The sequence below is a fragment of the Paraburkholderia phytofirmans PsJN genome (assembly GCF_000020125.1).
Classification (GTDB): Bacteria; Pseudomonadota; Gammaproteobacteria; order Burkholderiales; family Burkholderiaceae; genus Paraburkholderia; species Paraburkholderia phytofirmans.
The window spans coordinates 2,338,137-2,361,005 of sequence record NC_010681.1 but is presented as its reverse complement, the minus strand read 5'-3'; the positions used below and the strand labels follow the sequence as shown (position 1 = coordinate 2,361,005).

At 63.3% G+C, this 22,869-nt stretch carries 21 protein-coding genes and 1 pseudogene; 10 read left to right on the top strand and 12 right to left on the bottom strand.

Features of this window, described 5'->3' with window-relative positions; genetic code table 11:
• Positions 1 to 85: 85 nt before the first annotated feature.
• Both BPHYT_RS10385 and BPHYT_RS10380 read left to right on the top strand, forming a co-directional pair.
• The gene (locus BPHYT_RS10385) at positions 86 to 1,492 is read left to right on the top strand and encodes a selenium-binding protein SBP56-related protein (protein ID WP_012433096.1); all 1,407 of its coding nucleotides are present in this window, start codon (positions 86 to 88) and stop codon (positions 1,490 to 1,492) included.
• Positions 1,489 to 2,169, top strand: coding sequence for a hypothetical protein (locus tag BPHYT_RS10380; RefSeq protein WP_012433095.1), 681 nt, complete (start codon positions 1,489 to 1,491; stop codon positions 2,167 to 2,169). Before BPHYT_RS10385 ends, BPHYT_RS10380 begins: the two co-directional genes overlap by 4 nt.
• A 136-nt stretch (positions 2,170 to 2,305) precedes the next feature.
• Here the strand turns inward: BPHYT_RS10380 and BPHYT_RS37210 are convergent.
• A pseudogene (locus BPHYT_RS37210) lies at positions 2,306 to 2,428 on the bottom strand (ester cyclase); the annotation flags it as partial.
• Positions 2,429 to 2,611: 183 nt separating this feature from the next.
• On the opposite strand from BPHYT_RS37210, the gene BPHYT_RS10375 reads away from it, so the two are divergent.
• Positions 2,612 to 3,115 carry a DUF3455 domain-containing protein gene (locus BPHYT_RS10375; RefSeq protein ID WP_012433094.1) on the top strand — a complete coding sequence of 168 codons (504 nt, stop codon included), beginning with the start codon at positions 2,612 to 2,614 and terminating at the stop codon, positions 3,113 to 3,115.
• Positions 3,116 to 3,193: 78 nt separating this feature from the next.
• On the opposite strand, the gene BPHYT_RS38630 is transcribed toward BPHYT_RS10375, so the two are convergent.
• Both BPHYT_RS38630 and BPHYT_RS37205 read right to left on the bottom strand, forming a co-directional pair.
• The gene (locus BPHYT_RS38630) at positions 3,194 to 3,352 is read right to left on the bottom strand and encodes a hypothetical protein (protein ID WP_012433093.1); all 159 of its coding nucleotides are present in this window, start codon (positions 3,350 to 3,352) and stop codon (positions 3,194 to 3,196) included.
• 40 nt (positions 3,353 to 3,392) lie between these two features.
• Positions 3,393 to 3,599 (bottom strand): hypothetical protein, encoded by a 207-nt coding sequence (locus tag BPHYT_RS37205; protein ID WP_012433092.1) that lies wholly within the window; start codon positions 3,597 to 3,599, stop codon positions 3,393 to 3,395.
• Positions 3,600 to 3,944: 345 nt separating this feature from the next.
• On the opposite strand from BPHYT_RS37205, the gene BPHYT_RS10365 reads away from it, so the two are divergent.
• Positions 3,945 to 5,195, top strand: coding sequence for a metal-dependent hydrolase family protein (locus tag BPHYT_RS10365; protein ID WP_012433091.1), 1,251 nt, complete (start codon positions 3,945 to 3,947; stop codon positions 5,193 to 5,195).
• A 59-nt stretch (positions 5,196 to 5,254) separates the two neighbouring features.
• Positions 5,255 to 6,625 carry an MFS transporter gene (locus BPHYT_RS10360; protein WP_012433090.1) on the top strand — a complete coding sequence of 457 codons (1,371 nt, stop codon included), beginning with the start codon at positions 5,255 to 5,257 and terminating at the stop codon, positions 6,623 to 6,625.
• A 132-nt stretch (positions 6,626 to 6,757) separates the two neighbouring features.
• On the opposite strand, the gene BPHYT_RS10355 is transcribed toward BPHYT_RS10360, so the two are convergent.
• Positions 6,758 to 8,215, bottom strand: a complete 1,458-nt coding sequence (locus BPHYT_RS10355) for an NCS1 family nucleobase:cation symporter-1 (protein WP_012433089.1) — start codon at positions 8,213 to 8,215, stop codon at positions 6,758 to 6,760.
• Positions 8,216 to 8,537: 322 nt separating this feature from the next.
• Here BPHYT_RS10355 and BPHYT_RS10350 point away from each other — a divergent pair, with 322 nt between their 5' ends.
• The 4 genes from BPHYT_RS10350 (at position 8,538) to BPHYT_RS10335 (ending at position 11,916) form a co-directional block, all read left to right on the top strand.
• A complete protein-coding gene (locus BPHYT_RS10350; RefSeq protein ID WP_012433088.1) occupies positions 8,538 to 9,005 on the top strand; it encodes a FecR family protein in 468 nt (155 codons plus the stop codon).
• Complete coding sequence (locus tag BPHYT_RS10345) at positions 9,002 to 9,616, top strand: OmpA family protein (protein WP_012433087.1); 615 nt, start codon at positions 9,002 to 9,004, stop codon at positions 9,614 to 9,616. Before BPHYT_RS10350 ends, BPHYT_RS10345 begins: the two co-directional genes overlap by 4 nt.
• Positions 9,617 to 9,653: 37 nt before the next feature.
• Complete coding sequence (locus tag BPHYT_RS10340) at positions 9,654 to 11,138, top strand: CHASE2 domain-containing protein (RefSeq protein ID WP_083772069.1); 1,485 nt, start codon at positions 9,654 to 9,656, stop codon at positions 11,136 to 11,138.
• Between the two features lie 334 nt (positions 11,139 to 11,472).
• Positions 11,473 to 11,916 carry a hypothetical protein gene (locus BPHYT_RS10335; protein WP_012433085.1) on the top strand — a complete coding sequence of 148 codons (444 nt, stop codon included), beginning with the start codon at positions 11,473 to 11,475 and terminating at the stop codon, positions 11,914 to 11,916.
• 27 nt (positions 11,917 to 11,943) lie between these two features.
• On the opposite strand, the gene BPHYT_RS10330 is transcribed toward BPHYT_RS10335, so the two are convergent.
• Together BPHYT_RS10330 and BPHYT_RS10325 are read right to left on the bottom strand one after the other, a co-directional pair.
• Positions 11,944 to 12,384, bottom strand: coding sequence for an NUDIX hydrolase (locus tag BPHYT_RS10330; protein WP_012433084.1), 441 nt, complete (start codon positions 12,382 to 12,384; stop codon positions 11,944 to 11,946).
• Between the two features lie 234 nt (positions 12,385 to 12,618).
• Positions 12,619 to 12,876 (bottom strand): hypothetical protein, encoded by a 258-nt coding sequence (locus BPHYT_RS10325; RefSeq protein WP_238535583.1) that lies wholly within the window; start codon positions 12,874 to 12,876, stop codon positions 12,619 to 12,621.
• Positions 12,877 to 13,068: 192 nt separating this feature from the next.
• Between BPHYT_RS10325 and BPHYT_RS10320 the strand changes: the two genes are divergently transcribed.
• Positions 13,069 to 13,380, top strand: a complete 312-nt coding sequence (locus BPHYT_RS10320; RefSeq protein WP_012433082.1) for a hypothetical protein — start codon at positions 13,069 to 13,071, stop codon at positions 13,378 to 13,380.
• 36 nt (positions 13,381 to 13,416) lie between these two features.
• Here the strand turns inward: BPHYT_RS10320 and BPHYT_RS10315 are convergent, their stop codons facing one another.
• The 6 genes from BPHYT_RS10315 to BPHYT_RS10290 form a co-directional block, all read right to left on the bottom strand.
• Positions 13,417 to 14,109, bottom strand: a complete 693-nt coding sequence (locus BPHYT_RS10315; protein WP_012433081.1) for an NnrU family protein — start codon at positions 14,107 to 14,109, stop codon at positions 13,417 to 13,419.
• Positions 14,110 to 14,372: 263 nt separating this feature from the next.
• Positions 14,373 to 16,634, bottom strand: coding sequence for a catalase/peroxidase HPI (gene katG / locus BPHYT_RS10310; protein WP_012433080.1), 2,262 nt, complete (start codon positions 16,632 to 16,634; stop codon positions 14,373 to 14,375).
• Positions 16,635 to 17,107: 473 nt separating this feature from the next.
• Positions 17,108 to 17,296, bottom strand: a complete 189-nt coding sequence (locus tag BPHYT_RS10305; RefSeq protein WP_012433079.1) for a hypothetical protein — start codon at positions 17,294 to 17,296, stop codon at positions 17,108 to 17,110.
• Positions 17,297 to 18,291: 995 nt separating this feature from the next.
• Positions 18,292 to 19,029, bottom strand: coding sequence for an aspartate/glutamate racemase family protein (locus BPHYT_RS10300; protein WP_012433078.1), 738 nt, complete (start codon positions 19,027 to 19,029; stop codon positions 18,292 to 18,294).
• Positions 19,026 to 20,243 carry a DUF917 domain-containing protein gene (locus BPHYT_RS10295; protein ID WP_012433077.1) on the bottom strand — a complete coding sequence of 406 codons (1,218 nt, stop codon included), beginning with the start codon at positions 20,241 to 20,243 and terminating at the stop codon, positions 19,026 to 19,028. Before BPHYT_RS10295 ends, BPHYT_RS10300 begins: the two co-directional genes overlap by 4 nt.
• The gene (locus BPHYT_RS10290; protein WP_012433076.1) at positions 20,233 to 22,551 is read right to left on the bottom strand and encodes a sigma-54 interaction domain-containing protein; all 2,319 of its coding nucleotides are present in this window, start codon (positions 22,549 to 22,551) and stop codon (positions 20,233 to 20,235) included. Before BPHYT_RS10290 ends, BPHYT_RS10295 begins: the two co-directional genes overlap by 11 nt.
• Positions 22,552 to 22,869: the final 318 nt, after the last annotated feature.

The window sequence follows — 22,869 nt, the reverse complement described above, 5'->3', positions numbered from 1 at the left end:
TTCCGTAATAAGGCGAGCGGCCCGTCCGTGACGGTGAATACGCGAACGCCCTGGTCCCGAACCGGTTAGAAAAGGAGAGCTCGCCATGGGTATGCGCCCAGATCCCACGTTCCATGCGTCACCGAAACTCGCGATGGAGGCGCCCGCGGAAGAGTACGCGTACACGGTGCTTCTCAGCCCCGACTTCTCGCAACCCGACGCGCTCGCGGTGATCGACGTGAAGCCCGGCTCGCCCACATACAGCCAGGTGGTTCACACCGTGCCGGTACCGTACAAGGGGGACGAGTTCCATCACTTCGGCTGGAATGCCTGCTCGTCGTCGCTTTCACCGTTGACCGGCCACGCGTTCCTCCAGCGGCGCTATCTGATCATTCCGGGCATGCGGTCTTCGCGCATCTACATCGTGGACACCCATCCGCATCCGACGCAGGCGAAGATTCACAAGATCATCGAGCCCGAGGAAATTTTCCGCAAAACTGGTTACTCGCGACCGCATACCATTCACTGCGGGCCGGAAGGGATTTACGTCAGCACGCTCGGCGGCGCAGGAGAAGATGGCACCGACGGGCCGCCGGGAATTTTTATCATGGATTGCGAAACGTTTGAGGTGCTCGGCCGTTGGGAAATCGATCGCGGCTTGCAGGAGAAGCACTACGATTTCTGGTGGAATCTGCCGCGCGACTATATGGTGTCGAGCGAATGGGCGTTGCCGCCGCAATTCGAGAACGGCATCGTCCCCGAGGATCTGCTGTCGAACAAATACGGGCACCGCATCCACTTCTGGGATCTGCGCGGCCGGCGCAATGTGCAGACGCTCGACCTCGGCGCGAACCATCAGATGGCGCTCGAAGTGCGGCCCGCGCACGATCCGAGCCGCGAGTACGGATTTATCGGCGTGGTGGTCGATACGACGAATCTGGAAGGCTCGATCTGGACCTGGTGGCGCGAAGGGGGCGAGTTTCACATCGAGAAGACCGCGACCATTCCAGCCGAGCCCGCGCCTACCGACCAGTTGCCGCCGTTGCTGCAGGGCTTCGGCGCGGTGCCGCCGCTCGTCACGGACATCGATCTCTCCATCGACGACAAATTCCTCTATGTCGCCTGCTGGGGCACCGGCGAGATGCGCCAGTACGACGTGACGGAACCTCGCAAGCCGAAGCTCACGGGCTCGGTGCATATCGGCGGGATCGCGAGGCGCACGCCTCATACGAACGGCAAGATCTTCGCGGGCGGCCCGCAGATGGTGGAGATCAGCCGCGACGGCAAGCGCGTCTACTGGACCAACTCGCTCTATTCGACGTGGGACAACCAGTTCTATCCGGACGGCGTGCCGGCGGCGCAGGTCATGGCGCGGGCCGAACCTGGCGGCGGCCTCACGCTGGCCGATGACTATTGGGTCACGTTTCCGGACGGATACCGCGCTCATCAGATCAGGCTCGAAGGCGGAGACTGCTCGACCGATTCGTTCTGTTACCCGTCGGTGGGCGTTTGATTGGGGGAGGCTGGTCGCAGACCGGCCTGTGGCTGGCCATTCTCGCAAGCGGTCTCTATCACGGGATCAACCCGGCGATGGGGTGGCCGCTCGCCGTGTCGAGCGCTCTGATGGAGCGGCACACGCGGGCGCTGTTCGGCGCGCTCGTCTATCTCGCGCTCGGGCACGTGATGGCCGTGTTACTGGTGATGTTACCGTTCGCCATGCTAACCATCCTGCTCGCCTGGCAGCGCGCGATACAGGTCGGTGCCAGTGTGCTGGTGATCGGCTTCGGCGTGTTTCTGCTGATCCGGCGTCGCCATCCACGTGTCCTTGTGCGAATTCCGCCGTCGCGGCTCACGCTCTGGTCGTTCGCCGTTGCCATCGCGCATGGCGCCGGCCTGATGCTCGTGCCGATCTATCTCGGGCTGTGCAGCGCTTATGACATGGATCGAGGGCATCGGGCGGCGCAAACCCTGATCGAAGCCAATCTCGGCATGGCGCTGCTCGTTTCGGGTGTGCATGCCGGCGCGATGATGATTGCCGGTGGGCTTCTGGCCTGGCTGGTCTATCGCTACCTGGGGTTGAAGTTCGTGTCGCGCAGCTGGTTCAATCTGGATGCGGTGTGGGCGTTGAGTCTTGTTCTGATTGGTGCGCTCTCGCTGGCGCTCAATGCCGCGGTGGTCGGCGAGGTGTGAGCGGCGCGCGTGTGTGCGTTTCTGCTGGCAGACCCTTTGCCTAACTTCAAACACAACGGGCCGGCGTCTACCGGCCCGTTGTATCGTCAGGCGCATATGGCGATGTTGAACGACACCAGAAGCACCGCGTCGTCGATCACGCTGGCTTGATGAGGCCGAGTTGCTGCAGGGCGGTGACGCCGTCGTCGAGGCCGATTTCTTCGACGATCATCCCGTCTTTGAACCGTAACACGGTCGTGCCGGTAAAGCGCATGCTCCGATATGGGCGCAGGCAGTCGGCCGCCTTCCGTTTCTTACTGCGATACTCGCGTCGAACGCGGTTGCCGAGCGCATTTCGCCGATGGCCGCGCGAAGAGATTTCACAGCAGCGTGGAATAGATCGCATTAGTGAAGCGTTGGCCAGTTACACGTTTCACCGTTTGAAGTCAGAAGGAACATCGCCATGATTCGCTTGTCACGCAGAACTCGTCATTCGCTCAGCGCCGTATGGCTGTCGGCCGTGGCCGCCACGTCGGCCGGCGCCGCGCCGATCGACCCGCCCGATGGACGCGCGCTCCTCGGCACCACCGCGTCCGGCGTGCAGATTTACTCGTGTGAATACGATGCGAATCACGCGCTCGGCTGGGTGTTCCGCAGTCCGCGCGCAACCTTGTTCGATACGGCCGGGAACGCGGTGATCGAGCATTCGGCGGGACCCTCGTGGGAAGCCCGCGACGGCAGCCGGATCGTCGGCCATGTTTTCGCGCAGATGCCGAGCGAAGCGCCGAACGGCGTGCCACAGCTGTTGCTGGAAACGCATTCCACGGGCGCGAAGGGCATGTTGAGCGACGTGCGTTACGTGCAACGCACGATGACCGCAGGCGGCGTTGCGCCGACCGCGCCATGCACCGTCGAACATGCGATGGGCAGCTCGCCTTACATCGCCACTTATACTTTTTTCAAGTAGCCAGATCGCGACGAACCCGCACACGATGAACAACGCGAGCAGCGCGTGCACCACAAGCACCGCATCGGCCAGTGCGCTTCAGCGCCGGTGGCGCATCACTTCCCAGCAGTCGCGATGGTCCATCCGCTTGAGCTGCCGCCGCCTGCTCATCTCGCGCCAATAATGTCCGGCGACCAGCAGCATGGCGACGCTCAACCCGCATAGACCCACGACGATTCCCGCCGCCGATTCGGCCATGCAACACTCCTCGACTGTGCAACTGATCAAGCGATACGTGTCATTCGTCGTTCAGGAGACGAGCGGCGACCTTCAGAAATATTTGTCCGTCAGCGGTAATGAGCGGGCGTTGCTGCCCGGAAGCGAGGTCTTCCAGCGTCACGAGTTGGCGCTCCAGAAGCGCTTCCAGATCGGCCCCGTCCAGACTCAGCAGATCCGGTGCATCCCTGAGCAACATGAGGGTCGCAAATTCGTGTGGACTGAGCATCGTCGTCTCCTGGCTGAGCTTGCTGCCTGGCTGGGAACCTGATCCGTTGGCCTCGCACGGCGAGCAGGATCAATTAAGTGGTGTCGGCTGCGCGACGTCATCGTGCATTTGTACGGGATGCCGTGCGCCGAGGTGCCCATCTTAATGCTCAGGCCCACGAAAGATCAACATGTGGGAAAAGCTTTTTTTCGATCTGCTTTGCGGCATGGGTTTGTCAGCGCATACTTAATGCGTGCGAGATCTGTCCTGACGAATAGTCCGGCAGCGCTTCCAAACGCCAGCCTCGCTACTCGAAGCGAGGCCCGTGTGCGGTGCGCTGCGATCGAAACCTGAAGGAGATACCAGTTGACCACCTTCGTCCTACGTAACGGCGCGCTTCTCGATCCCACCCGTGCTGATCTGCTGGAAGGCTTTGAAATTCTCATCGAGGATGGCTTCGTGCGCGAAGTGTCCGACAAGCCGATCAATAGCAGCAAAGCGCATGTGATCGACGTCAAAGGCAAAACGATCATGCCGGGTCTGATCGATCTGCACGTGCATGTCGTTGCCATCGAATTCAACTTGCCGCGCGTGGCCACGCTGCCCAACGTGCTCGTCACGCTCCGCGCCGTGCCGATCATGCGCGCGATGCTGCGCCGCGGCTTTACCACCGTGCGCGACGCGGGCGGAGCAGGGTATCCATTCAAGCAGGCGGTCGAGTCGGGGTTGATCGAAGGTCCGCGCCTGTTTGTGTCCGGCCGCGCGTTGAGCCAGACGGGCGGTCACGCCGATCCGCGCGCCCGCTCCGATTACATGCCGCCCGATGCCCCTTGCGGATGCTGCGTGCGCGTGGGTGCGCTCGGCCGCGTGGCGGACGGCGTCGATGAAGTGCGCCGCGCCGTGCGCGAGGAACTGCAGATGGGCGCGGACCAGATCAAGATCATGGCGTCGGGCGGGGTGGCTTCACCTACGGATCCCGTCGGCGCTTTTGGTTACTCCGAAGATGAGATCCGCGCCATCGTCGCCGAAGCAGAGGGACGCGGCACGTATGTGCTCGCGCATGCCTACACGCCCGCGGCAATCGCGCGCGCCGTGCGCTGCGGCGTGCGCACGATCGAACACGGCAACCTGATCGACGAGGAGACCGCGCGCCTCGTCGCGGAGCACGGCGCGTATGTCGTGCCGACCCTCGTCACTTACGACGCCCTTGCAAGCGAAGGCGAGAAATACGGACTGCCGCCGGCCAGCATTGCAAAGGTCGCGGACGTGCATGGCGCCGGTCTGCAGTCGATCGAAATCATGAAGCGCGCCGGCGTGAAGATGGGCTTCGGCACGGATCTGCTCGGCGAGGCGCAGCGGTTGCAAAGCGATGAGTTCCGGATTCTGGCCGACGTCATGTCGCCGGCCGAAGTGATCGCGAGCGCGACGCTCGTCGGCGCGGAAGTGCTCGGCATGCAGGACAAGCTCGGCAGAATCATGCCGGGCGCGCATGCGGATGTGCTGGTGGTCGACGGCAATCCTTTGAAGTCCGTCGATTGCCTGTTGGGGCAGGGCGAGCATATACCGCTCGTCATGAAGGACGGCCGGATCTTCGTCAACGAACTCGAAAGCGCCTGACCGCTTAAGCGTATGAGCGCGCGTGCGCGCCGCCCTCGTGTCCTGATCGGAGTTTGCCCATGTCGATGATTGCCGCCCGTATCGAGCGTTTGCCGTTTTCAGGTTTTCACCGCCGTCTGCTGCTGATGGGCGGCCTCGGTTATACCTTCGACGCGATGGACGCCGCCGTGCTCGCGTTTCTGCTGCCGGTGTTGCGTACGCAATGGGTTTTGACGAGCGTGCAGACCGGCGTGCTGGGAAGCGGTACGTTCATGGGCTATTTCGTCGGCGCGATGCTCGCGGGCATGCTCGGCGACGTCATCGGCCGACGCAAGGTCATGATGTATGCGCTCGTGATCTATTGTGTCGCCTCTCTTGCCAGCGCGCTCGCGAACGACTGGGGCTTTTTTCTGGCGACGCGTATTGTCGCCGGCCTGGGGACGGGAGCGGAAAGCGCCATCGTCGCGCCGTTTCTTTCGGAGTTCGTGGCGCGACGGTATCGCGGCAGTTTCACCGGCAGCCTCGCGGGATTCTTCTCGTTTGGCTTCGTGGCGGCGGCATTGCTCGGCTATCTGGTGATCCCTCTCGCACCCAATGCATGGCGCGCGGTCATGGTCATCACCGCACTGCCCATCGTGATGCTGCTCTGGTGGCGCCGCGCATTGCCCGAGTCGCCGCGCTGGCTCGAGGCGCGCGACCGCCACGCGGAAGCCGATGCGATCGTGTCGCGAATGGAAGCGGAAGTGCTGAAAGCCGGCGTGCAACTGGAGCCGCTGCCTGCCGCGCGCGAGGAAGCCGTTCCGCTCGCGGCCGGACGGGCTTCGATCATCGCGAACGTCAAGGCGTTATGGGCCGCGAAGCTCGCGCGCATCACGGCCATGACGTGGCTGATGTGGCTGTCCATCACGTTCAGCTATTACGCGTTTTTCACGTGGATTCCCGGCTTGCTGGTTCAGAACGGAATGACGATCACGCGAAGTTTTTCGTATTCGCTCGTGATTTACATCGCGCAGATTCCCGGCTACTTTTCGGGCGCGTGGCTCAACGAGAAGATCGGCCGGCAGGCGACGATTGCGTCGTACATGATATTGGGCGGCATCTCGGCGCTTGGGCTCGCGTTGACGGGTACGGATACCGGCATCATGGTGTCGGGCATCCTGCTTTCGTTCTTCATGAACGGCACCTATGCCGGCGTTTATGCCTATACCCCCGAGGTCTTTCCCACCGACGTGCGCGCGACCGGCACCGGGCTCGCATCGTCGATTGGCCGGCTGGGCGCGATCGCCGCGCCTATCCTCGTCGGGTATGTCTACCCGCGGCTGGGTTTTGCCGGCGTGTTCGGGGCGACGACGCTGGTGCTGCTGATCGGTGCGGCGGCGGTGTTGCTCATGGGCGTACCGACGCGCGGAAGATCGCTGGAAGACATTGCAGCAGGGCAGATCAACCCGTGAACAAATCAGGCGCGACTATTACGACTATCACGACTATCGCGACGGCCAGTCCGCCTGCGCGCTGCAGCGCAAGCTAATGCTTGATCCACCTGGGGCTGAACGCGCGGCACCGCGTCCAGCCCACGAGAACCCTTAAGCGCGGGTCGGCGCGACGGCCGCGCGTGGCCGCAGCGTCGCCATGATCAGATACGTGCCGCCGCCGATCAGCACGCCGAAGAACCAGCCATAGGTATTCCACCAGACCGGCAGCAGCGTGGTGAAGTTCGGCAGAAAGGTCGAAAACACGCTGCCGATCGCTGCCGCGATCAACGCGTTGACGTTCCAGCCGCCTTCGTAACGGTACTCGCCATACTCCTGATAGAGCGCTGCAACGTTGATGTTGCCCTTGGCGACCAGATAGTAGTCCACCAGAATGATCCCCAGCAAAGGGCCCATCGTCGCGCCGATGGCGTTGACGAAGTGCGCGGCGTTGCCTTCCCACGGCGCGAACGGGTAGAGCACCAGCGCGATGGCCGCGGCAATATAGCCGCCCTTCTTGAAGCTGATCTGCCTGGGGAACACGTTGGAGATGTCGAACGCGGCCGAGACGAAATTGGCGACCACGTTGATGCCCAGCGTGGCGACCGCGAAGGTCAGCGCCGCGATGAGCGCCAGTACCCAGCTGTCGAACTTGGCGGAGATCTGCTCGGGGTGCAGCAGCACCTCGCCGTACACCTTGAAGGCGGCGATGGTGGTGATGCCGGCCACCAGCGAGAACGCGATCAGATTGACCGGCAGACCCCACAGATTGCCTTTCTTCACGGCATCGCGATTCCTGGCGTAGCGCGAGAAGTCGCAGAAATTCAGGTACAGCGCCGCGAAGTAAGTGATCCAGGTCGCGCCCACTGCCATCAGCGCCCAGAACGAGCCCGGCTCACCGCTGACACCGGCATCTTTGGTTTTGTCGAGCAGCACGTCCATCGGAATGCCGTGCGAGAAAGAGAAGCCGCCGGCCTTCACGCACAGCCCGATCGCCAGAATCAGCATCGCGACCCACACTGCCGGGCCGGCCCAGTCCTGAAACTTGCGCACCGTCTCCATGCCCTTCTGGATGATGAGCAACTGCAGCGCCCAGATGACCACGTAACAGATCACCTCCAGTCCCGAGTGGCCGAGGAAGTGCGTGCCCTTGTAGAACGTCATCAGGCTGTCGTTGCGGATGAGCAGCGCGACCAGCGCGCCCGCGGCCGCGGCCGTCTGCGCGCCGTACCAGAAGCAGGCCACCACGGCGCGCACCAGCGCCGCAAGATTGGCGCCCCACACGCCGAAGGACGCGCGCGCCAGTACCGGATAAGGCACGCCGGTCTTCTCGCCGGCGTAGCCGATCAGGTTCATCAGCGCGAAGATCACCAGCGAGCCGATTCCGATCGCCAGCACGAAGTTGGTGAACGTGCCGCACAGCAGGAACAGGCTGGCGGCGAGGTAGTAGCCCCAGAGACTGTGCACATCGGAGGTCCAGACGTTGAAGATGCTGAAGGCCCCCCAGTTGCGCACCCTCGAAGGGGCGAGATCTTCGTTGTAAAGGCCGGGCGAAGGGTCGCGGATTTCCATCTTTCATCTCCGTTGAGTTCGTGGAACTGAGGAAGCACCGCCGGAAGTCCCCGGGCGGCACTACCCCCGCGTCTGAAGCAGGGTCGTATGCAAGAACTGTATGCAGTTTGATGCGCGGTTCTGAATGGGTTAACCCTAAAGCGAGAGGCATGCCGGCGCGAACCGGCTGCCAATGGAGCGTCTCTGGGCGATATGCGCGGAAGCGCACAGAGTCACCCGGGGCACGGCGCTAGTCTGATGGATGCCGCACAGAAGTCTCCGCCGACATCAGGGAGCCGCGCTGTCGCGCGGAATGCAGCGTTTTCGCCATCAGGTGCCACCGATGCGTCTCCAAGCCGCTCACTATGCGTTGCTCCTCGCCTGCGGATGCCTGACTCTCGCGGACGCACTGGCCGACGATGCCGCAGGTGTGGTCAAGACGGTCAAGGGCACCGTGCAGATCGAGCGCTCCGGAGCAAGTTCGGGCGCGGCTATCGGCAGCGAGGTGTATGGCAAGGATCGGATCGTGACCGGCCCGCAGTCCTCCGTCGGCATCACGCTGCGCGACACCACTCAACTCTCGGCCGGCGCCGACACCATTCTCGACCTCAATCAATTCGCCTTCAATACCACGACCCATGGCGGCGTGCTCGACGCTTCCGTGAAACGCGGTTCTCTCGCCGTGATTTCCGGCAAGCTGGCGAAGGCAAATCCGGACGCCGTGCGTTTCAGCACGCCGACCACGACGCTCGGCGTGCGCGGCACCGAGTTCATCATCGAAGTCGGCGATAAAGGGGAGGGGGCGCGTTGAAGGCCTCGATCCGACGTTATGGGCTGGCATGGGCAGCGGCATTCATCATGCTAGCTTCTCTGGCCGCGTGTAGTACTCCGGACAAAATTATTTTATTGCCGGATCCCGACGGCAAGGTCGGCGCGGTCGTGGTCCGCAGCGCCACCGGAGAGCAGACCATCGACAAGGCTTACGCCGGCGTCGACGTCACCAAAGGCGGCAGCATCGAGCCGACGGTGGATAGCCAGTCCACCGTGCAGGCACGCTATGGCGAACTGCTCGCGGCCCGGCCGCCGCGGCCCATGACATTCACGATCTTTTTCCTGTTCGACTCCGCCACCGAATTGGCGCCGGAGTCGGCCGCCACGGTGCAGAAACTGAAAACCGTGCTCGCGACCTGGCCCGCGCCTCAACTCGTGGTGGTCGGTCACACCGATCTGGCAGGCTCGCAGGAATTCAACGACAGACTGTCCATGCAGCGGGCGCAGACGGTTGCCGCGTTCCTCATCAAGCAAGGCATTCCTGCCCAACGGATCGAGACCGCGGCCCGCGGCAAGCGCGAGCCACTGGTCCCCACGGCGGATGGGGTTCCCCATCGCATGAACCGGCGCGCGGTCATCACCATCCAATGACCCGCGCCAGTCAGGGTGCTGAATGGCCTTGCCGTCGATGAAACGCTACTTCGCCCCACGGGTTGCGGGAATCAGACGTCTGTTGAGGACCGCCCAGGGGCGCCCGGTGGCGCTGGCGCTGCTGTTCGGTCTGAGCCTGCTCAATCTGACCAGCGAATGGCCGAGCGACATTCCGCGCCCGGCTTTCGTCGACGCGCTGGACGCGGCGCTGCCCGATTCCTTCAAAACCGCCCGGCAAATTCTGTTCAACCAGTATCAGCGTCACTACCCGCGGGTGCCGACGGCGCAACCCGTGACCATCGTGGAGATCGACGAGGAGACGCTGGCGAGCGTCGGTCAATGGCCGTGGCCGCGAGACCGGCTCGCGACTCTCGTCGATGCGATCGACGCACTGAAACCACTGGCCATCGGCCTCGACATTTACATGCCCGAGCCGGATCAGACGTCGCCCGACATGATTGCCGCCGCTCTGCCGAAATCGGCGGCGGCGCTGGCCGCCGGCTTGCGGGCGCTGCCGAGTCACGAAGCCATTCTCGCGCGCTCGCTGCGCGCGGCGCCCACCATACTGGGCGCCGCGCCGCTCGATCATGCCGGCCTCGCCGCCCGCACCGACATGCGCAGTGCGCCGATCCTCGTGCACGGCGCCGATCCGCTCGACTCGGTGCAACGCTTCGACTATGTGCTCGCCAGCTTGCCGGAATTGCAGGCGGCGGCTCACGGACAGGCGATGCTGAGCGTGGCGCTCGACCAGGGCGTGGTTCGGCGTATTCCGCTCATCATGGGTTTGAGGGAGAAGCTTGTTCCCAGTCTGCCGATGGAAATGCTCCGCCTCGCCACCGGATCGTCGGCGATCGACGTCTTTGCCGACACGTCGGGCGTGCAGGCGGTAGGCGTTGCGGATGTGCAGGTGCCCACGCAGCCCGGCGGCGACATCTGGTTGCATTTCGCGTCCATTCGCTCGACGCTGAGCCGCTACGTGTCGGCGCGCGACGTTCTGCAGGGGAGCGTCGATCCGGCCCGGATCCGCAACAAGCTCGTGCTGGTCGGCCTGACCGGCGCGGGTGTGACCGACATGCGCACGACCGCGCTGGGGGAACTGGTGCCGGGTATCGAAATCCAGGCGCAAGTGATCGAGACGATTGTGGAGGAGCGTTTCCTGCGCCGGCCCACCTGGCTGAAATGGGCGGAAAGCGCCTTCATCATGACGTTCGGGCTGCTGATTATCTGGTATGTGCCGCAGCGTCAGTCGCGGTTTGCGGTGTTCATGCGAAGCGTGCCGAAGGGTGCCACCGTTCTGGGCTTATTGCTGCATCTGCTCAATGTGGTGTGCTGCTTTCTGATTTTTATCCGGTTCGGGCTGCTGGTCGACGCGGCCTCGATTTTCATTATCCTGTCTGCCGTCATGGGCAGCTTTCTTACGCCCGCATTGCTTCATGCCGACGAACCAGGCAGAACGGAAAACGCGCCGGCGCAGGCGCTAGAAGAGGGCGACGATCGCACCGGCAAAGCGCCGGGACCTTGAGACAGATGCTGATTGCAGGTGAAGCGCGCCCTCCTGAATGATGTCGGGTTGCAGCACATCCGGCTGCAATTCTACGAGTCATCCAGGCGAGCACGAAACGCCATTATTCCATCGAATCGTGGCGCATGGGTGACCGCGCGAGTTATTGCGACAAGAGCGAATTCACGTTGAGAACGCGGGGCCAGCGCGTCTTGCTACGCTGCAATGCAACGAATCGAACTCCGTTTTTGTCGCACTACGCCAACGCGTCGTCCACCCATCTGTCATGTCCGGAACTCACGCCGCAAAATAACGGTATATACTGTTTATACCGTTATTTGTTGAGGAGATTTTGATGAGTGAACCGAGCGTTAAGAAAGCAACCAAGAAGACCTTTCACTTCCCGAAGGGTGCCGATGCCGCGTCCGAAACCGCAGGCGAAGTTGCCGAGCCCACCGCGACTGTCGCGGTGAAGAAGAAGAGCGCAAGCGCAAAGAAAGTGTCGAAGGCTAAGAAAATTGCAGCCGACGCGACGGTGCCTGTCAAAGCAGCCGTGGCGGTCAAGGACAAGCGCGCGAAGAAAGAGAAGGTCGTGCGCGACAGCTTCACGATGCCGAAATCGGATTACGACAAAATTGCCGCGCTGAAACAGAAGTGCCTGGCTGCCGGTGTGTCCGTGAAGAAGGGCGAAATCCTGCGCGCCGGATTGCTGCTACTCGAATCCGCGGCGCTGAAGCGTCTTCTGGCTACGGTGTCCGCTGTCGAACAGGTCAAGACCGGGCGTCCGGCGAAGTCGTAGGCTTCGACGAGCGCCGGGGCGGTTCGATCAGCGCGAGACGTGGGCTCCGAAATCCACTACCTGGTCGTAGTCGCTCGGCAGTCTCGATGCGCCGTTGGACGCGATGGTCAGCACGTCAACGATTCCCTTCGTTGACGTGCTGACCGGCAGCACGCCCACCTCCGTCACCTTCGCCCAGGTGCAACGCGTGATTTCGTTGCTGGGCATCGGCTCGTCGCCGTCGGCAAGCGTCGCGACAAATACGTGATGGCAAGTGTGGATGCCGGTGAAGCCGAACAGGTACCGCATGTCCATCGCTTGAAGGCGCGTTTCCTCCATCAATTCGCGCAGCGCGGTTTCGCGCAGATCCTCCCCTGCCTCGGGCTTGCCGCCGGGTAGCGACCAGCGGGTGCCTTCCCGGCTGACCAACAGGATTCGCCTGCCGAGCTGGCAGACAACAGTCGCTCGTTGCTTCACGGTGTCTCTCATGTTTTCTGCCGCGTTGTGCGGAGCACGCCGCATGCCCGGAAGGGGCGCAACGGGCCGCACGGCGGTCACTATCGTCGGGGCGGCCGCAGAATCGCCGCGCCATGCCGCCCGTCCGGGCCATGGACGGAGCAAGCATCGATCGTCGTTCTAAAGTGTGACATTAGTGTGGCGCCGGTGCGGCGGAGACCTTCGTGTCGTGTGTAGCCCGCCGCCGACGATCGAGGCCGCTCGAACTCACGCGACGTCGGTCGTGATCCGGTCGCGCGCGGCGTTATCCGCGAGGCTTTCCAACGCCTGGCTTCCGTCCCTGCGAGCGGCGTCTTCAACCGCGAAGGTTGTTTCGCTGAAGGCGATCAGTTTGAATCCGCTTCCCTTCGCGCGCGGAACCGTGATGCCCCAATGCCAGCCTCCGGCTTGCTCGAAAACATGCAATACCGGGACGGTTGGAGTGTGTGAAGACTGAGAAGTCGTCATGGCGCGTTCTCCCGTCATAGTGCGGCCATGGGTGTGCAATTGCAGTTGCCCCTTCTTTAGTCTACAGGTATTTTGCTGCACCGCAATATGCCGACCGTGGTAAAAATGTCGAATCGTGAAGCGTCACAATTTTGAAAGGACTCGCCGCTCGTCGAGATATGCGAATATGAATTCACGAATTATCGATCCAACATGATCCACGGGGGCTCCATGAGTAGCCATTCGCTCATTTGGGCAGCGGTGCCGCACAATAGTGACGGCGTCGTCTTTCAGATTCGCATCGTCCACGGACTGCAACGTTTCCACGTATCGCGCCGCGCGCTCGAAGACGCGTTCGATCTCGAACCACGCGCTTCGGACGCGAAACAACTGCAGCACTTCTATTCGCATCTGACGCGCATCCTGGCCCGAGCCGGCGAGAAGCGTTCGATCTGCGGTTCCGATACGGTGCCACTTCAGGCAGCCGATTTCGCGTCGACGAGCAAAGAGTCGTACACATCGAGTCGACATGCCATGGCATGAAGCGTGGCTTGAGCGACGGCACCGACAAGACCGCGTCTATAGCCAGCGCCAGATGGCCGCGGCCCAGCCGCTGAGCGGGATATGAGCCCACGTCGCCGCGAGCCAGACGACGAGGCCGCCCAACAGCGCGTGCATGCCGAAGCCGCCCAGCCGCGCGCGGCCGGCGGCGATCGCCGCGAATGGCAGGTAGCTGGTCTGCGCTTCCCATGTGGCCCACAGCTCGGGTTGGAGCCGCTCCTTCTTGCGGTCCTGCAGCGCGGCGCCGGCGAGCGCGAGAATCACCATGGCCGCTGCCAGGATGACGTTTTTGGCCACCGGAAACACGGCGATATGGCATAGCCCCCACAGCGCGATCGACCACATCATCGGGTGGCGCGTCACCGCGAACACGCCGCGCGCGGTGTCGGGAAACGCACCGGGCCGGCCGCCGGTAGGCAACGCCGGATTCCGGATCAGGGAACCCATCAGCAGGACCGAGGCAATCAGCATGAGCACGGTCGCCATCGCCCAGAGCACGTCTCCTACCGGCCATAGCGGTGCGGAGAGCGGCGCCTTTATGTAAGCCACGATCAGCCAGCCGAGCGTTACGAACGCGCTCAGCGAATACACGCCGAGGAAGGCCGCCTCGCCGATTGCGCCGACCAACGGTCTGCGCAGCGGATGGGAGAGCAGAAAGTGACTGCCCACAAAGGCGATTGCCGCTGCCGCAACGGCGCTGGTGCTTCCCATTGATCGGGCTCCTCAAGTCGTTGACCGCAGTGCCGTCATTGCAGCACCGGCATTCTCGACGGCGCGGTGCGCGGGCTCTCGACCTTGAAGCAGCGTTTCGCCCGTCCGCCACTCTCGCACACTCCACCATGCTGCCGCACAAAAACAAACGGTGCGGCTCCCATACGACGGAGCTCGCACCGTAACACAGCAGTTTTATCTTCACCGATTGGGTGGGCAGGGTTGCGTCAGAGCGACAACCCCGACGCAACCGCGGCGCCCGTTCAGGCGAGGTCGAAGCGGTCGAGGTTCATCACCTTGACCCATGCGGCGACGAAGTCGCGGACGAATTTCTCCTTGCCGTCCTCGCTTGCATAGACCTCGGAGAGCGCCCGCAACTGGGCATGCGAACCAAACACCAGATCGACGCGGCTGCCGGTCCACTTTACCGAACCAGTTTTGGCGTCGCGCCCCTCGAAGGCGTGACGGGCCGGCGAGGTCGGTTTCCATTCCGTACCCATGTCGAGCAGGTTGCGGAAGAAGTCGTTGGTCAGCGTTTCCGGCTTGTCGGTAAAGGCGCCTTGCGGATTCTGCCCGGTCCCGACGTTCAGCGCGCGCAGCCCACCGATCAGCACCGTCATTTCCGGCGCTGTTAGCGTCAGCAATTGCGCCTTGTCGATCAGCAATGCCTCAGGCGGGACCTTGATGTCGCTCCTCACGTAATTGCGGAAACCATCGGCGACGGGTTCGAGCGCGCCGACGGACTCCACATCGGTCTGGTCCTGTGACGCGTCCATGCGTCCCGGCGCAAACGGCACCGTCACCTGATGGCCGGCGCTCTTTGCCGCCTGCTCGATGCCCGCACTGCCGGCCAGCACGATCAGGTCGGCGAGCGACACCTTCTTGCCGCCGGACTGCGCGCCGTTGAACTCGCTCTGGATGCCTTCGAGCGTCTTCAGCACCTTCGACAACTGCTCGGGCTGGTTGACCGCCCAATCTTTCTGCGGAGCGAGGCGGATACGCGCACCGTTGGCGCCGCCGCGCTTGTCCGAGCCGCGGAACGTGGACGCCGACGCCCAGGCAGTCGACACCAGTTGCGACACCGACAGCCCCGAGGCCAGGATCTTTTGCTTGAGCGAGGCGATGTCCTGTTCGTCGACCAGCGGGTGGTTGACTGCCGGAATCGGGTCTTGCCAGATCAGTTCTTCGGCGGGCACTTCCGGTCCGAGATAGCGGGCGCGCGGTCCCATGTCGCGGTGCGTCAGCTTGAACCATGCGCGCGCGAAGGCGTCGGCGAGCTGATCGGGATTTTCCAGGAAGCGCCGCGAAATCTTCTCGTAGGCCGGATCGAAGCGCAGCGAGAGGTCGGTGGTGAGCATGGTCGGGCGCTGCTTCTTCGAGGGATCGTGAGCGTGCGGGATCGTTTCGTCGGCACCTTTGGCGACCCATTGATTGGCGCCGGCCGGGCTCTTGGTCAGTTCCCATTCGTACTTGAACAGATTCTCGAAGAAGTTGTTGCTCCACTTCGTCGGCGTGGTGGTCCAGGTGACTTCAAGGCCGCTCGTGATGGTGTCGGCGCCCTTGCCGGAGCCATAACTGTTCTTCCAGCCTAGCCCCTGTTCCTCGAGTTCCGCGCTCTCGGGTTCGGGACCGACGTTATCGGCCGGACCGGCTCCGTGCGTCTTGCCGAAAGTGTGCCCGCCGGCGATCAGCGCGACGGTTTCCTCGTCGTTCATGGCCATGCGAGCGAAGGTTTCGCGGATGTCATGCGCGGCGGCAAGCGGGTCCGGATTGCCGTCCGGACCTTCCGGGTTGACGTAGATCAGGCCCATCTGCACGGCGCCCAGCGGATTTTCCAGGATGCGTCCGTTGTCGTCGCGGCTGACCTCTTCGCCGTGCTTTTCCACGTCGGCGACGATCACGCCGCCGTCCTCTTCATTGCCCGCGGCGCCCTTGCCATAGCGGACGTCGCCGCCCAGCCAGGTCTTTTCGTTGCCCCAGTAGACGTCCTGATCCGGCTCCCATGTGTCGGGGCGGCCGCCGGCGAAGCCGAAGGTCTTGAAGCCCATGGTTTCGAGCGCGACGTTGCCGGTCAGGATCAGCAGATCGGCCCAGGAAATCTTCTGGCCATACTTCTGCTTGATCGGCCAGAGCAGGCGGCGCGCCTTATCGAGGCTGACGTTATCCGGCCAGCTGTTGAGCGGCGCGAAACGCTGCTGACCGCGCCCTGCGCCGCCGCGGCCGTCGCCGATACGGTACGTGCCGGCGCTGTGCCAGGCCATGCGGATGAAGAGCGGACCGTAGTGGCCGAAGTCGGCTGGCCACCAGTCCTGCGAATCGGTCATCAGCGCGGCGAGGTCTTTTTTCACCGCGGCCAGATCGAGGGTTTTGAAAGCCTCGGCGTAGTTGAAGCTGCCGTCCAGCGGGTCCGACTTGCTGGAGTGCTGGCTCAGCAGATCCAGCCGCAGTTGCTTGGGCCACCAGTCGCGGTTCGTCGTGCCGCCGCCAGCGGCATGGTTGAACGGGCACTTTGCTTCGCTTGACATGCGCTATCTCCTTTGTGAGGACGTACCCACTATTCGTTCTGTTGCGGCGTCTGTCTTCTATGGCGCATTGCACGATCTCGCGCCGAGGGGCAGCCGGAACATCACCTGGTGGGCTCTTGTGAGTGTACTGGGTGTACCGCTGCGATTACATGACGCACATGCTTTCCATCCGATACGCATGTCGTGGCATGCTTTTGGCGAGGATAGTTCGCGTCGTCGGCCTGCTGCTGCAACTCAAAATATAGGTGAGACTCACCATCAATAGAATGAGATTAAGGCAATGCCGTCGATAGTACACGCCTATGAAATGCGGTGTGCTTTCGCTGCCGAACGCGCGCTGACTGGCCCCATTGCTGGGGGGTCGAAGCGGGTGGCGTCGCAATTAGAGGGCGAAAATGGAGTCGGGCGGTCGACCGAAAAGTCTGCCAGATGTCAAAGGCGGCGGAAGGCGGCGCTTATCCGTCTTATCCGTTTTATCCGTTCAGTTCGGCGACAAGACGGGTCAGGCGGGCAATGCGATAGCTGAACAGCGGCGCGTGCGGACAGTTTTTCAGGTGTTCGACGCGGTCGCGCCAGTAGGTGGGCGGGAACGGTTCACGTGACGCGCAGGCGATCACGCGTTCCAGATGAACGAGTTCGCTTTCGAAAATGTGGTGATGCATTGTTGTGAATCCCCGTGAATGGCTAGTGGTCCGCTCACGACGTCGCTAACAATCTGACGCCGCGTAGGGTTGCAAAAAGCAGATTCCGTTCACGCAGTGGATCTGCGTGGTCATGCAATGCAAAAGGCCGCTGGTCTGACGATCCAGAAAAAATCTGTCGGGATGGCCGGCCGTGCAACGCCGCCGGCCGATGATTCGAAAGTCCCGCAAAGGATGGGTCAATGCGCCGCGCGTGACGCAGCCTGATAAAAAAGAGCAAGCCGCCGCTGCTTGTCCCCGCAAGGGAAGGCAACGACGGCCGCACCCCGTGGCTGCTCGCCTGGTACATAGCCAGGCGGAGTCCGCCATTTCGCGGTCACGCATTGCGACGATCTTCTCTGTGGAAGCATTCGGTCGCGATGCGTCGACACACGACAGTCACCACTACAACAACAGCACAGCCCTCTCTCGGTCTGTTGCCAACGACAAGGCGTCGTTGGACTCGATCGGCGCGTCAACTATGGTTCGGATCACTAACCGAATGGTCTCGGTAAATACAGAGAGGCCAGAGTTCGGCTACGTCGGCGATTCAGTTGCAGTCTGCAGGTCGCCGGACGTGGGTGTGTCGAACGCTTTGCAGCGCGTGATCTTGTTGGTCTCTCAGGCTCCCCCGGCTTGTCGGACGGATTTGCTGCATGTTCCGGATGCCGCCGGTCCAGGTTGCTTGTTCAGGCGACATTTTGTCTCAATATTTTAGCAACGACCGTGCCAAGCCCGAAAACCGCGTTCAGGCGGGAGTGCCGGCGACTTCCAAACCGGCGATTGGTCAGTCTCGTCCATGTGTGGCATCAAGATTGGACGATTTCGTCCAGTTGACCATATTGAGCGTGATGAGAGGGCGCTTTCGTCCACATGGGGACGAAAGCGATGGGAGACAGGGAGAGACCGGGAAAACGGAGGGATCCTGCGCGGGCATAGTGCCGCGCCGGACGAGCACGACGAGAAAATCACCCGGGTTACGACTGCAGACTGACCTTGCTATACGTCAACCGGCTGGGACGGACCTTCATCCGCACGAGCGAGACGAGGAAGCTGAAGCCGGCCTGATTCGGATCGATCACCGGCACATACGCGCCGAGCGCCTCGGTGAGCAGCGTGGAGACGCGGCTCGCGACGTCCACGAAACCCGTGCAGCCGAGCAGAATGGCCTGCGCGCCGTCGTCCTTGATCGCCTTCAGTGCCGCCTCGAAGGTGCGAACGACCACCACGTCGACATTGTCGAGCTGCGAGACCGGGCAATCGATCGCGCGGATCGACGCGAAGTTGTCCTGGATGCCGTAGGTCTGCGGATGACCGCGCTGCATCGCCAGCGTACTTTGCAGGATCGTGATGATCGAGAAGCGCTGGCTGAGCGCAAGCGCGGTGAAGGCCGCAGCGGGAAAACCGCCGATGATCGGGATATCGATCACTTCGCGCGCGGCCTCGACGCCGCACATGTCGAAGTCGGTCAGCCAGATGCCGTCGAAGCCGTCGTTGGCGATCGCCTGCGCGAGTTCGACCACCGGCATGCCGTTCTGCAGCCAGTTCGTGCGGTTCTCGATGTCGGGATGCCCCGTGGTGATGTTGCGGATCTCGACCTGCACGTCCGACGGCAAGACCGGCGCGATGGCCTTCATGATGCGGTCGTTGTAGGCCGACGTAGCGACGGGCACGAGCACGCAGATGCGGATAGGCGAGTTCGAAGGCGTGCTCATGCTGCCTCTCCCTTGCGTGCGGCGTGGAGCGTTTCAAGCGGCACATAGGGCCCGAGATAGCCGAGCGTGTTCAGCAGCTGCATGAAGCTGTCGAGAATCAGGCCGGGCTTGCGCAACTCGGCTTCGGCACGCCATGCGATCAGCGTCACGGGGCGCTTGCCGATCACCGGGTTCAACGAGCCGTCGTCCTGGAGCAGGTCGCCGTTGCTGAAAATCGCCTGACCTTCGCCGCCGACGAAATACGCAACGCTATCCGGCGACAACACGATCGGCTGCGGATTGGCGCTGTCCCACGCGAGCAGCGACTCGTTCTGATACAGCACCGTATAGGTCCGCTGGCCGGCCTGAATATGCACCTTGCCGACGTCGAAGCCGCCGCTCGTATCGACCTCGGCCGAAACCAGTTCGCCGGGCTCCGAGATGGCGCGCGCGGCGATTCCGCAATGCTCGGCGAGATAGCCGATCATCTGCTGCGCGCTGCCGATCCGGCCGGCTTGCAACGCGCGCCCGAGTTCCAGCGCGCGCGTCAAGGTGCCATGAATCGGTGTGGCGCGACGGATCTCCGCCGGCTTCATCACCCACATCGCGAGGCCGCCGAACTGGCCGAACTCGGGATCGGCGACGACCGGACGCATCATCTGCTCGACGATCGCCGACACGTCGCGTTGATGGGTCGGGCCGCCCTGGTTGCTGTTGCGCGGCGTGACGTCGAGCTCGACGCACAGGCCGCCCTGGCTCACCAGAAACGCCGGGCGCGGATCGATCTCGGCGGCCGCGAAGGTGAGCATCGGCAGCGAGGGCACGGCGCGGCCGGCGCCGTCGGCGTCGATCACCGCGAGGCCGAGCTTCGCCGCCACCAGCGCCGCCACCGTGAAGCCCAGCGCGCCGCTTTCCGGCGGCATCACGTAGGCGAGCTTCGTCGATTGCGAGGCGAGCCGGGCCTGAACGTTCTGCACGGCCGTCACGGGGCCGAGCGGATAGGTCGCGGAGTTGATCGCTTCGGGCGCGCCGAGGTAGGCGACCATGACGGCCGCGCCTTCGGTGGCCTCGTCGACCGACACGACCTTGACCGTGTCGGTGGGGTAATAGTCACCGGTCACGAAATGCTCGGCGAGATGCCGCGCGGATTCGATCGTGCCGCCGCCGCCGCTACCGAAGAACGCTGCCCCCAATAGCAGCGGTTCCAGATCTTTCCGGCGTAATTCATATGCCATTTGCGAGTCCTTTACTGTCGAGGTTGAAAGACGCATCCAGCTGAAGTTCGGCAAGCAGATTCGCGGCGCTGGTGACGCGAGTCGTCGGATCCGTGGTCAGCGAGCGCAAGCCGCGCTCGAGTGTGTCGATGGCTTCGGCGCCGCGGCCGGTGGAGCGCAGCAGATCGGCGAGATAGCGCGCGGCGTCCACACGCGCGGGCACCGAACCGAACGCGAGCGCGGTGGACAGCGCGGTGCGCAGACCGAGTTCGGCGGCGTTCACGTCACCGAGCGCCCATTGCGCGCGCGCCCGGGTGACCAGCAGTTCGCCCAGATAGACGCGCTCCTGGCGGGCGAGGGTCTCGTCGATCGCGGTGGCGAGAATCGCCTCGCAGATCTTCGCGCGGCCGGCGCGCAGCAGCAGTTCGCCGTGCTGCCATGTCTTGAACGAATAGAACAGCGCACCGCCGTTGCACACGACATGGTTGTCGTAGCCGTCGAGCATGACGGTTTCCGCTTCGTCGGAATGGCCGAGCGCGCTGAGGTGGCAGGCGCGCAGCACCTGGCCGACGCCGCGATAGAACGCGAAGCCGTTCGCGATCGACACCGATTCGAGTTCGCTCGCGAGATGGCCGAGCCGGTCCACGTCGTCGAACAGGCAGGCGAGCCAGGCGGCGCCCTGCAGGTTGACGGCATGAGCGAGCGCGTGCGCACCCGGTTCGGACGCGCGCAGGATCAACATTTCCATGGCGCGCCGCGCCTGCCCGAAAGCGCCGATCTGATACGCGGCCAGACCTTCGAAAGTCAACGCGAGGCTGGCAAGATCGATTCCTTGCGAGCCGGTACGGATGTCGTTGCGCCCCACGCCGAGCAGGTTGCCGCGCGCGAGACAGGCCAGCGCTTCCTCGCTGTCGCCGAGCCAGAAGAGGGTGTTGGTCATCGCGACGTGGGCTTCGTCGAGCGAGACCCGGTCGCCGCCGTTCTGTGCGCGCTCCAGCATGTTCTGCGCGGTGCCGCGCGCCTGCTTGAGTTGGAGCGTCGTCAGTTGCGTGGTCCAGATGCCGAACTGGATCGCGGCGATCTCGGCGGGCTCGCAGACGCCTTCGCCCACCATCAGCGCGGCGGCGTAGCAGGCGGTGGCCTCCGCATAAAGCCAGCCGTGCACGCTGCGCAAGCTCATGCCGAGCAGCCGGTAGGCGTCGAACTGCAGACGGCGCACGGCTTCCTGTTCGTGAGGCGTCTGCAGCAGATCGAGGCAGCGGCGCAACAATGGAATCGCTTCCGCGAACTTCGACTCCTCGATCAGCGCGCTCGCGTGTTCGAGACACTTGCGCGCTTCCCGGTGATGTTCCTCGCGCGACTTCAGCCGCCGCTCGATGGTCTTGCGCCCCACGCCGAGCATGCTGGCGGCCGCGCTCTTGTTGCCGCTGGTGCGCTCGAGCGCGCGGTCGATCAGCAGGTCTTCGGCGGCGGCGAGCTTGTCGCGGCCTTCGAGTTGCAACAGCATGTCGGCGAGACTCGCGCGCGACACCGGACCGCTGGTTTCGTTGGCAAGAAACGGCTCGAGCGAGTCGACATCGATCAGCGTGTTTTCGGCGAGCACGCTCAACTGGCTGATCAGATTGCGCAATTGCCGGATATGGCCCGGCCACGAATGCTGGCAAAGCCGCCGGATGGCGGCCGGCGAAAACTCGAGACGGCGCGCGTGCTGCGCTGCGAAGTGGGTGACGAGCGCCGGGATGTCCTCGATGCGCTGCTCGAGTCCGGGGACGGCGAGCACGAACACCGCGAGACGGTAGAACAGATCTTCGCGGAATAGCCCTTCACGCGCGAGTTCGCGCAGGTCGCGATGGGTCGCGGCGACGACGCGCCCCGCGAAATGCAGGCTGGTGGACGAGCCGATCGGACGGAAGGTCCGCGTTTCAAGCACGCGCAACAGTTTCGGTTGCAACGCGAGCGGCAGTTCGCCGATTTCATCGAGCAGCAGCGTGCCCTTGCCGACCTGCTGAAAAAGTCCCTGGCGGTTTTCGGCCGCGCCGGTGAACGCGCCTTTCACATGCCCGAACAGTTCGGCTTCGACGAGGTTCTCGGGAATCGCGCCGCAGTTGACGTCGACGAACGGCTGATCCTGGCGCTGGCTGTGCGCATGCACCCGGCGCGCGACCAGTTCCTTACCCGAACCCGTCGGGCCGAAGATGAGCAAAGGATGATCGGTCGGGGCGACCCGGTCGATCATCCGGACCAGTTGGCGAAACGCCGGGGCGCCGCCCACGAAGGCGCCCGAATCAGCCTTGTCGTGGGCAAACGGAACGACAGGGGGGTAACTCATTGCAAAGCACGCTCCACTTGAACCGCGCGTGGCGCTACGCGGAAATTGCCGTCGAAAGGACGGAGCGGACGGTCATGCATGGTTCGCGTTTCCGGTGAAGACATCCGGATGCGTTGCCGGGACCGTCCGCCGCAAGAAGAGACAGAGTATGACGGCTTGTTGCCGATCTTGCCCTTTTCCAAATTAATCGTCGCAACGGCGCATTTGCGGATTGCATCGCAATGTGTTGCGAGCCGTGCGGCGCTGTCCGGCGGGAGGCTGATGAAAGCTTGCGGCGCTGCCGCCGGATCGGCAGCAGGCGGGGTAGATTGCGTGTAA

What these genes read in the sequence shown, in the direction of transcription:
- katG (WP_012433080.1), bottom strand. Translation starts at nt 16,634, where the DNA reads ATGTCAAGCGAAGCAAAGTGCCCGTTCAACCATGCCGCTGGCGGCGGC.
- BPHYT_RS10320 (WP_012433082.1), top strand. Translation starts at nt 13,069, where the DNA reads ATGAGTAGCCATTCGCTCATTTGGGCAGCGGTGCCGCACAATAGTGAC.
- BPHYT_RS10325 (WP_238535583.1), bottom strand. Translation starts at nt 12,876, where the DNA reads ATGACGGGAGAACGCGCCATGACGACTTCTCAGTCTTCACACACTCCA.
- BPHYT_RS10315 (WP_012433081.1), bottom strand. Translation starts at nt 14,109, where the DNA reads ATGGGAAGCACCAGCGCCGTTGCGGCAGCGGCAATCGCCTTTGTGGGC.
- BPHYT_RS10295 (WP_012433077.1), bottom strand. Translation starts at nt 20,243, where the DNA reads ATGGCATATGAATTACGCCGGAAAGATCTGGAACCGCTGCTATTGGGG.
- BPHYT_RS10385 (WP_012433096.1), top strand. Translation starts at nt 86, where the DNA reads ATGGGTATGCGCCCAGATCCCACGTTCCATGCGTCACCGAAACTCGCG.
- BPHYT_RS10305 (WP_012433079.1), bottom strand. Translation starts at nt 17,296, where the DNA reads ATGCATCACCACATTTTCGAAAGCGAACTCGTTCATCTGGAACGCGTG.
- BPHYT_RS10360 (WP_012433090.1), top strand. Translation starts at nt 5,255, where the DNA reads ATGTCGATGATTGCCGCCCGTATCGAGCGTTTGCCGTTTTCAGGTTTT.
- BPHYT_RS10355 (WP_012433089.1), bottom strand. Translation starts at nt 8,215, where the DNA reads ATGGAAATCCGCGACCCTTCGCCCGGCCTTTACAACGAAGATCTCGCC.
- BPHYT_RS10290 (WP_012433076.1), bottom strand. Translation starts at nt 22,551, where the DNA reads ATGAGTTACCCCCCTGTCGTTCCGTTTGCCCACGACAAGGCTGATTCG.
- BPHYT_RS10335 (WP_012433085.1), top strand. Translation starts at nt 11,473, where the DNA reads ATGAGTGAACCGAGCGTTAAGAAAGCAACCAAGAAGACCTTTCACTTC.
- BPHYT_RS10330 (WP_012433084.1), bottom strand. Translation starts at nt 12,384, where the DNA reads ATGAGAGACACCGTGAAGCAACGAGCGACTGTTGTCTGCCAGCTCGGC.
- BPHYT_RS37205 (WP_012433092.1), bottom strand. Translation starts at nt 3,599, where the DNA reads ATGCTCAGTCCACACGAATTTGCGACCCTCATGTTGCTCAGGGATGCA.
- BPHYT_RS10300 (WP_012433078.1), bottom strand. Translation starts at nt 19,029, where the DNA reads ATGAGCACGCCTTCGAACTCGCCTATCCGCATCTGCGTGCTCGTGCCC.
- BPHYT_RS10350 (WP_012433088.1), top strand. Translation starts at nt 8,538, where the DNA reads ATGCGTCTCCAAGCCGCTCACTATGCGTTGCTCCTCGCCTGCGGATGC.
- BPHYT_RS38630 (WP_012433093.1), bottom strand. Translation starts at nt 3,352, where the DNA reads ATGGCCGAATCGGCGGCGGGAATCGTCGTGGGTCTATGCGGGTTGAGC.
- BPHYT_RS10340 (WP_083772069.1), top strand. Translation starts at nt 9,654, where the DNA reads ATGAAACGCTACTTCGCCCCACGGGTTGCGGGAATCAGACGTCTGTTG.
- BPHYT_RS10375 (WP_012433094.1), top strand. Translation starts at nt 2,612, where the DNA reads ATGATTCGCTTGTCACGCAGAACTCGTCATTCGCTCAGCGCCGTATGG.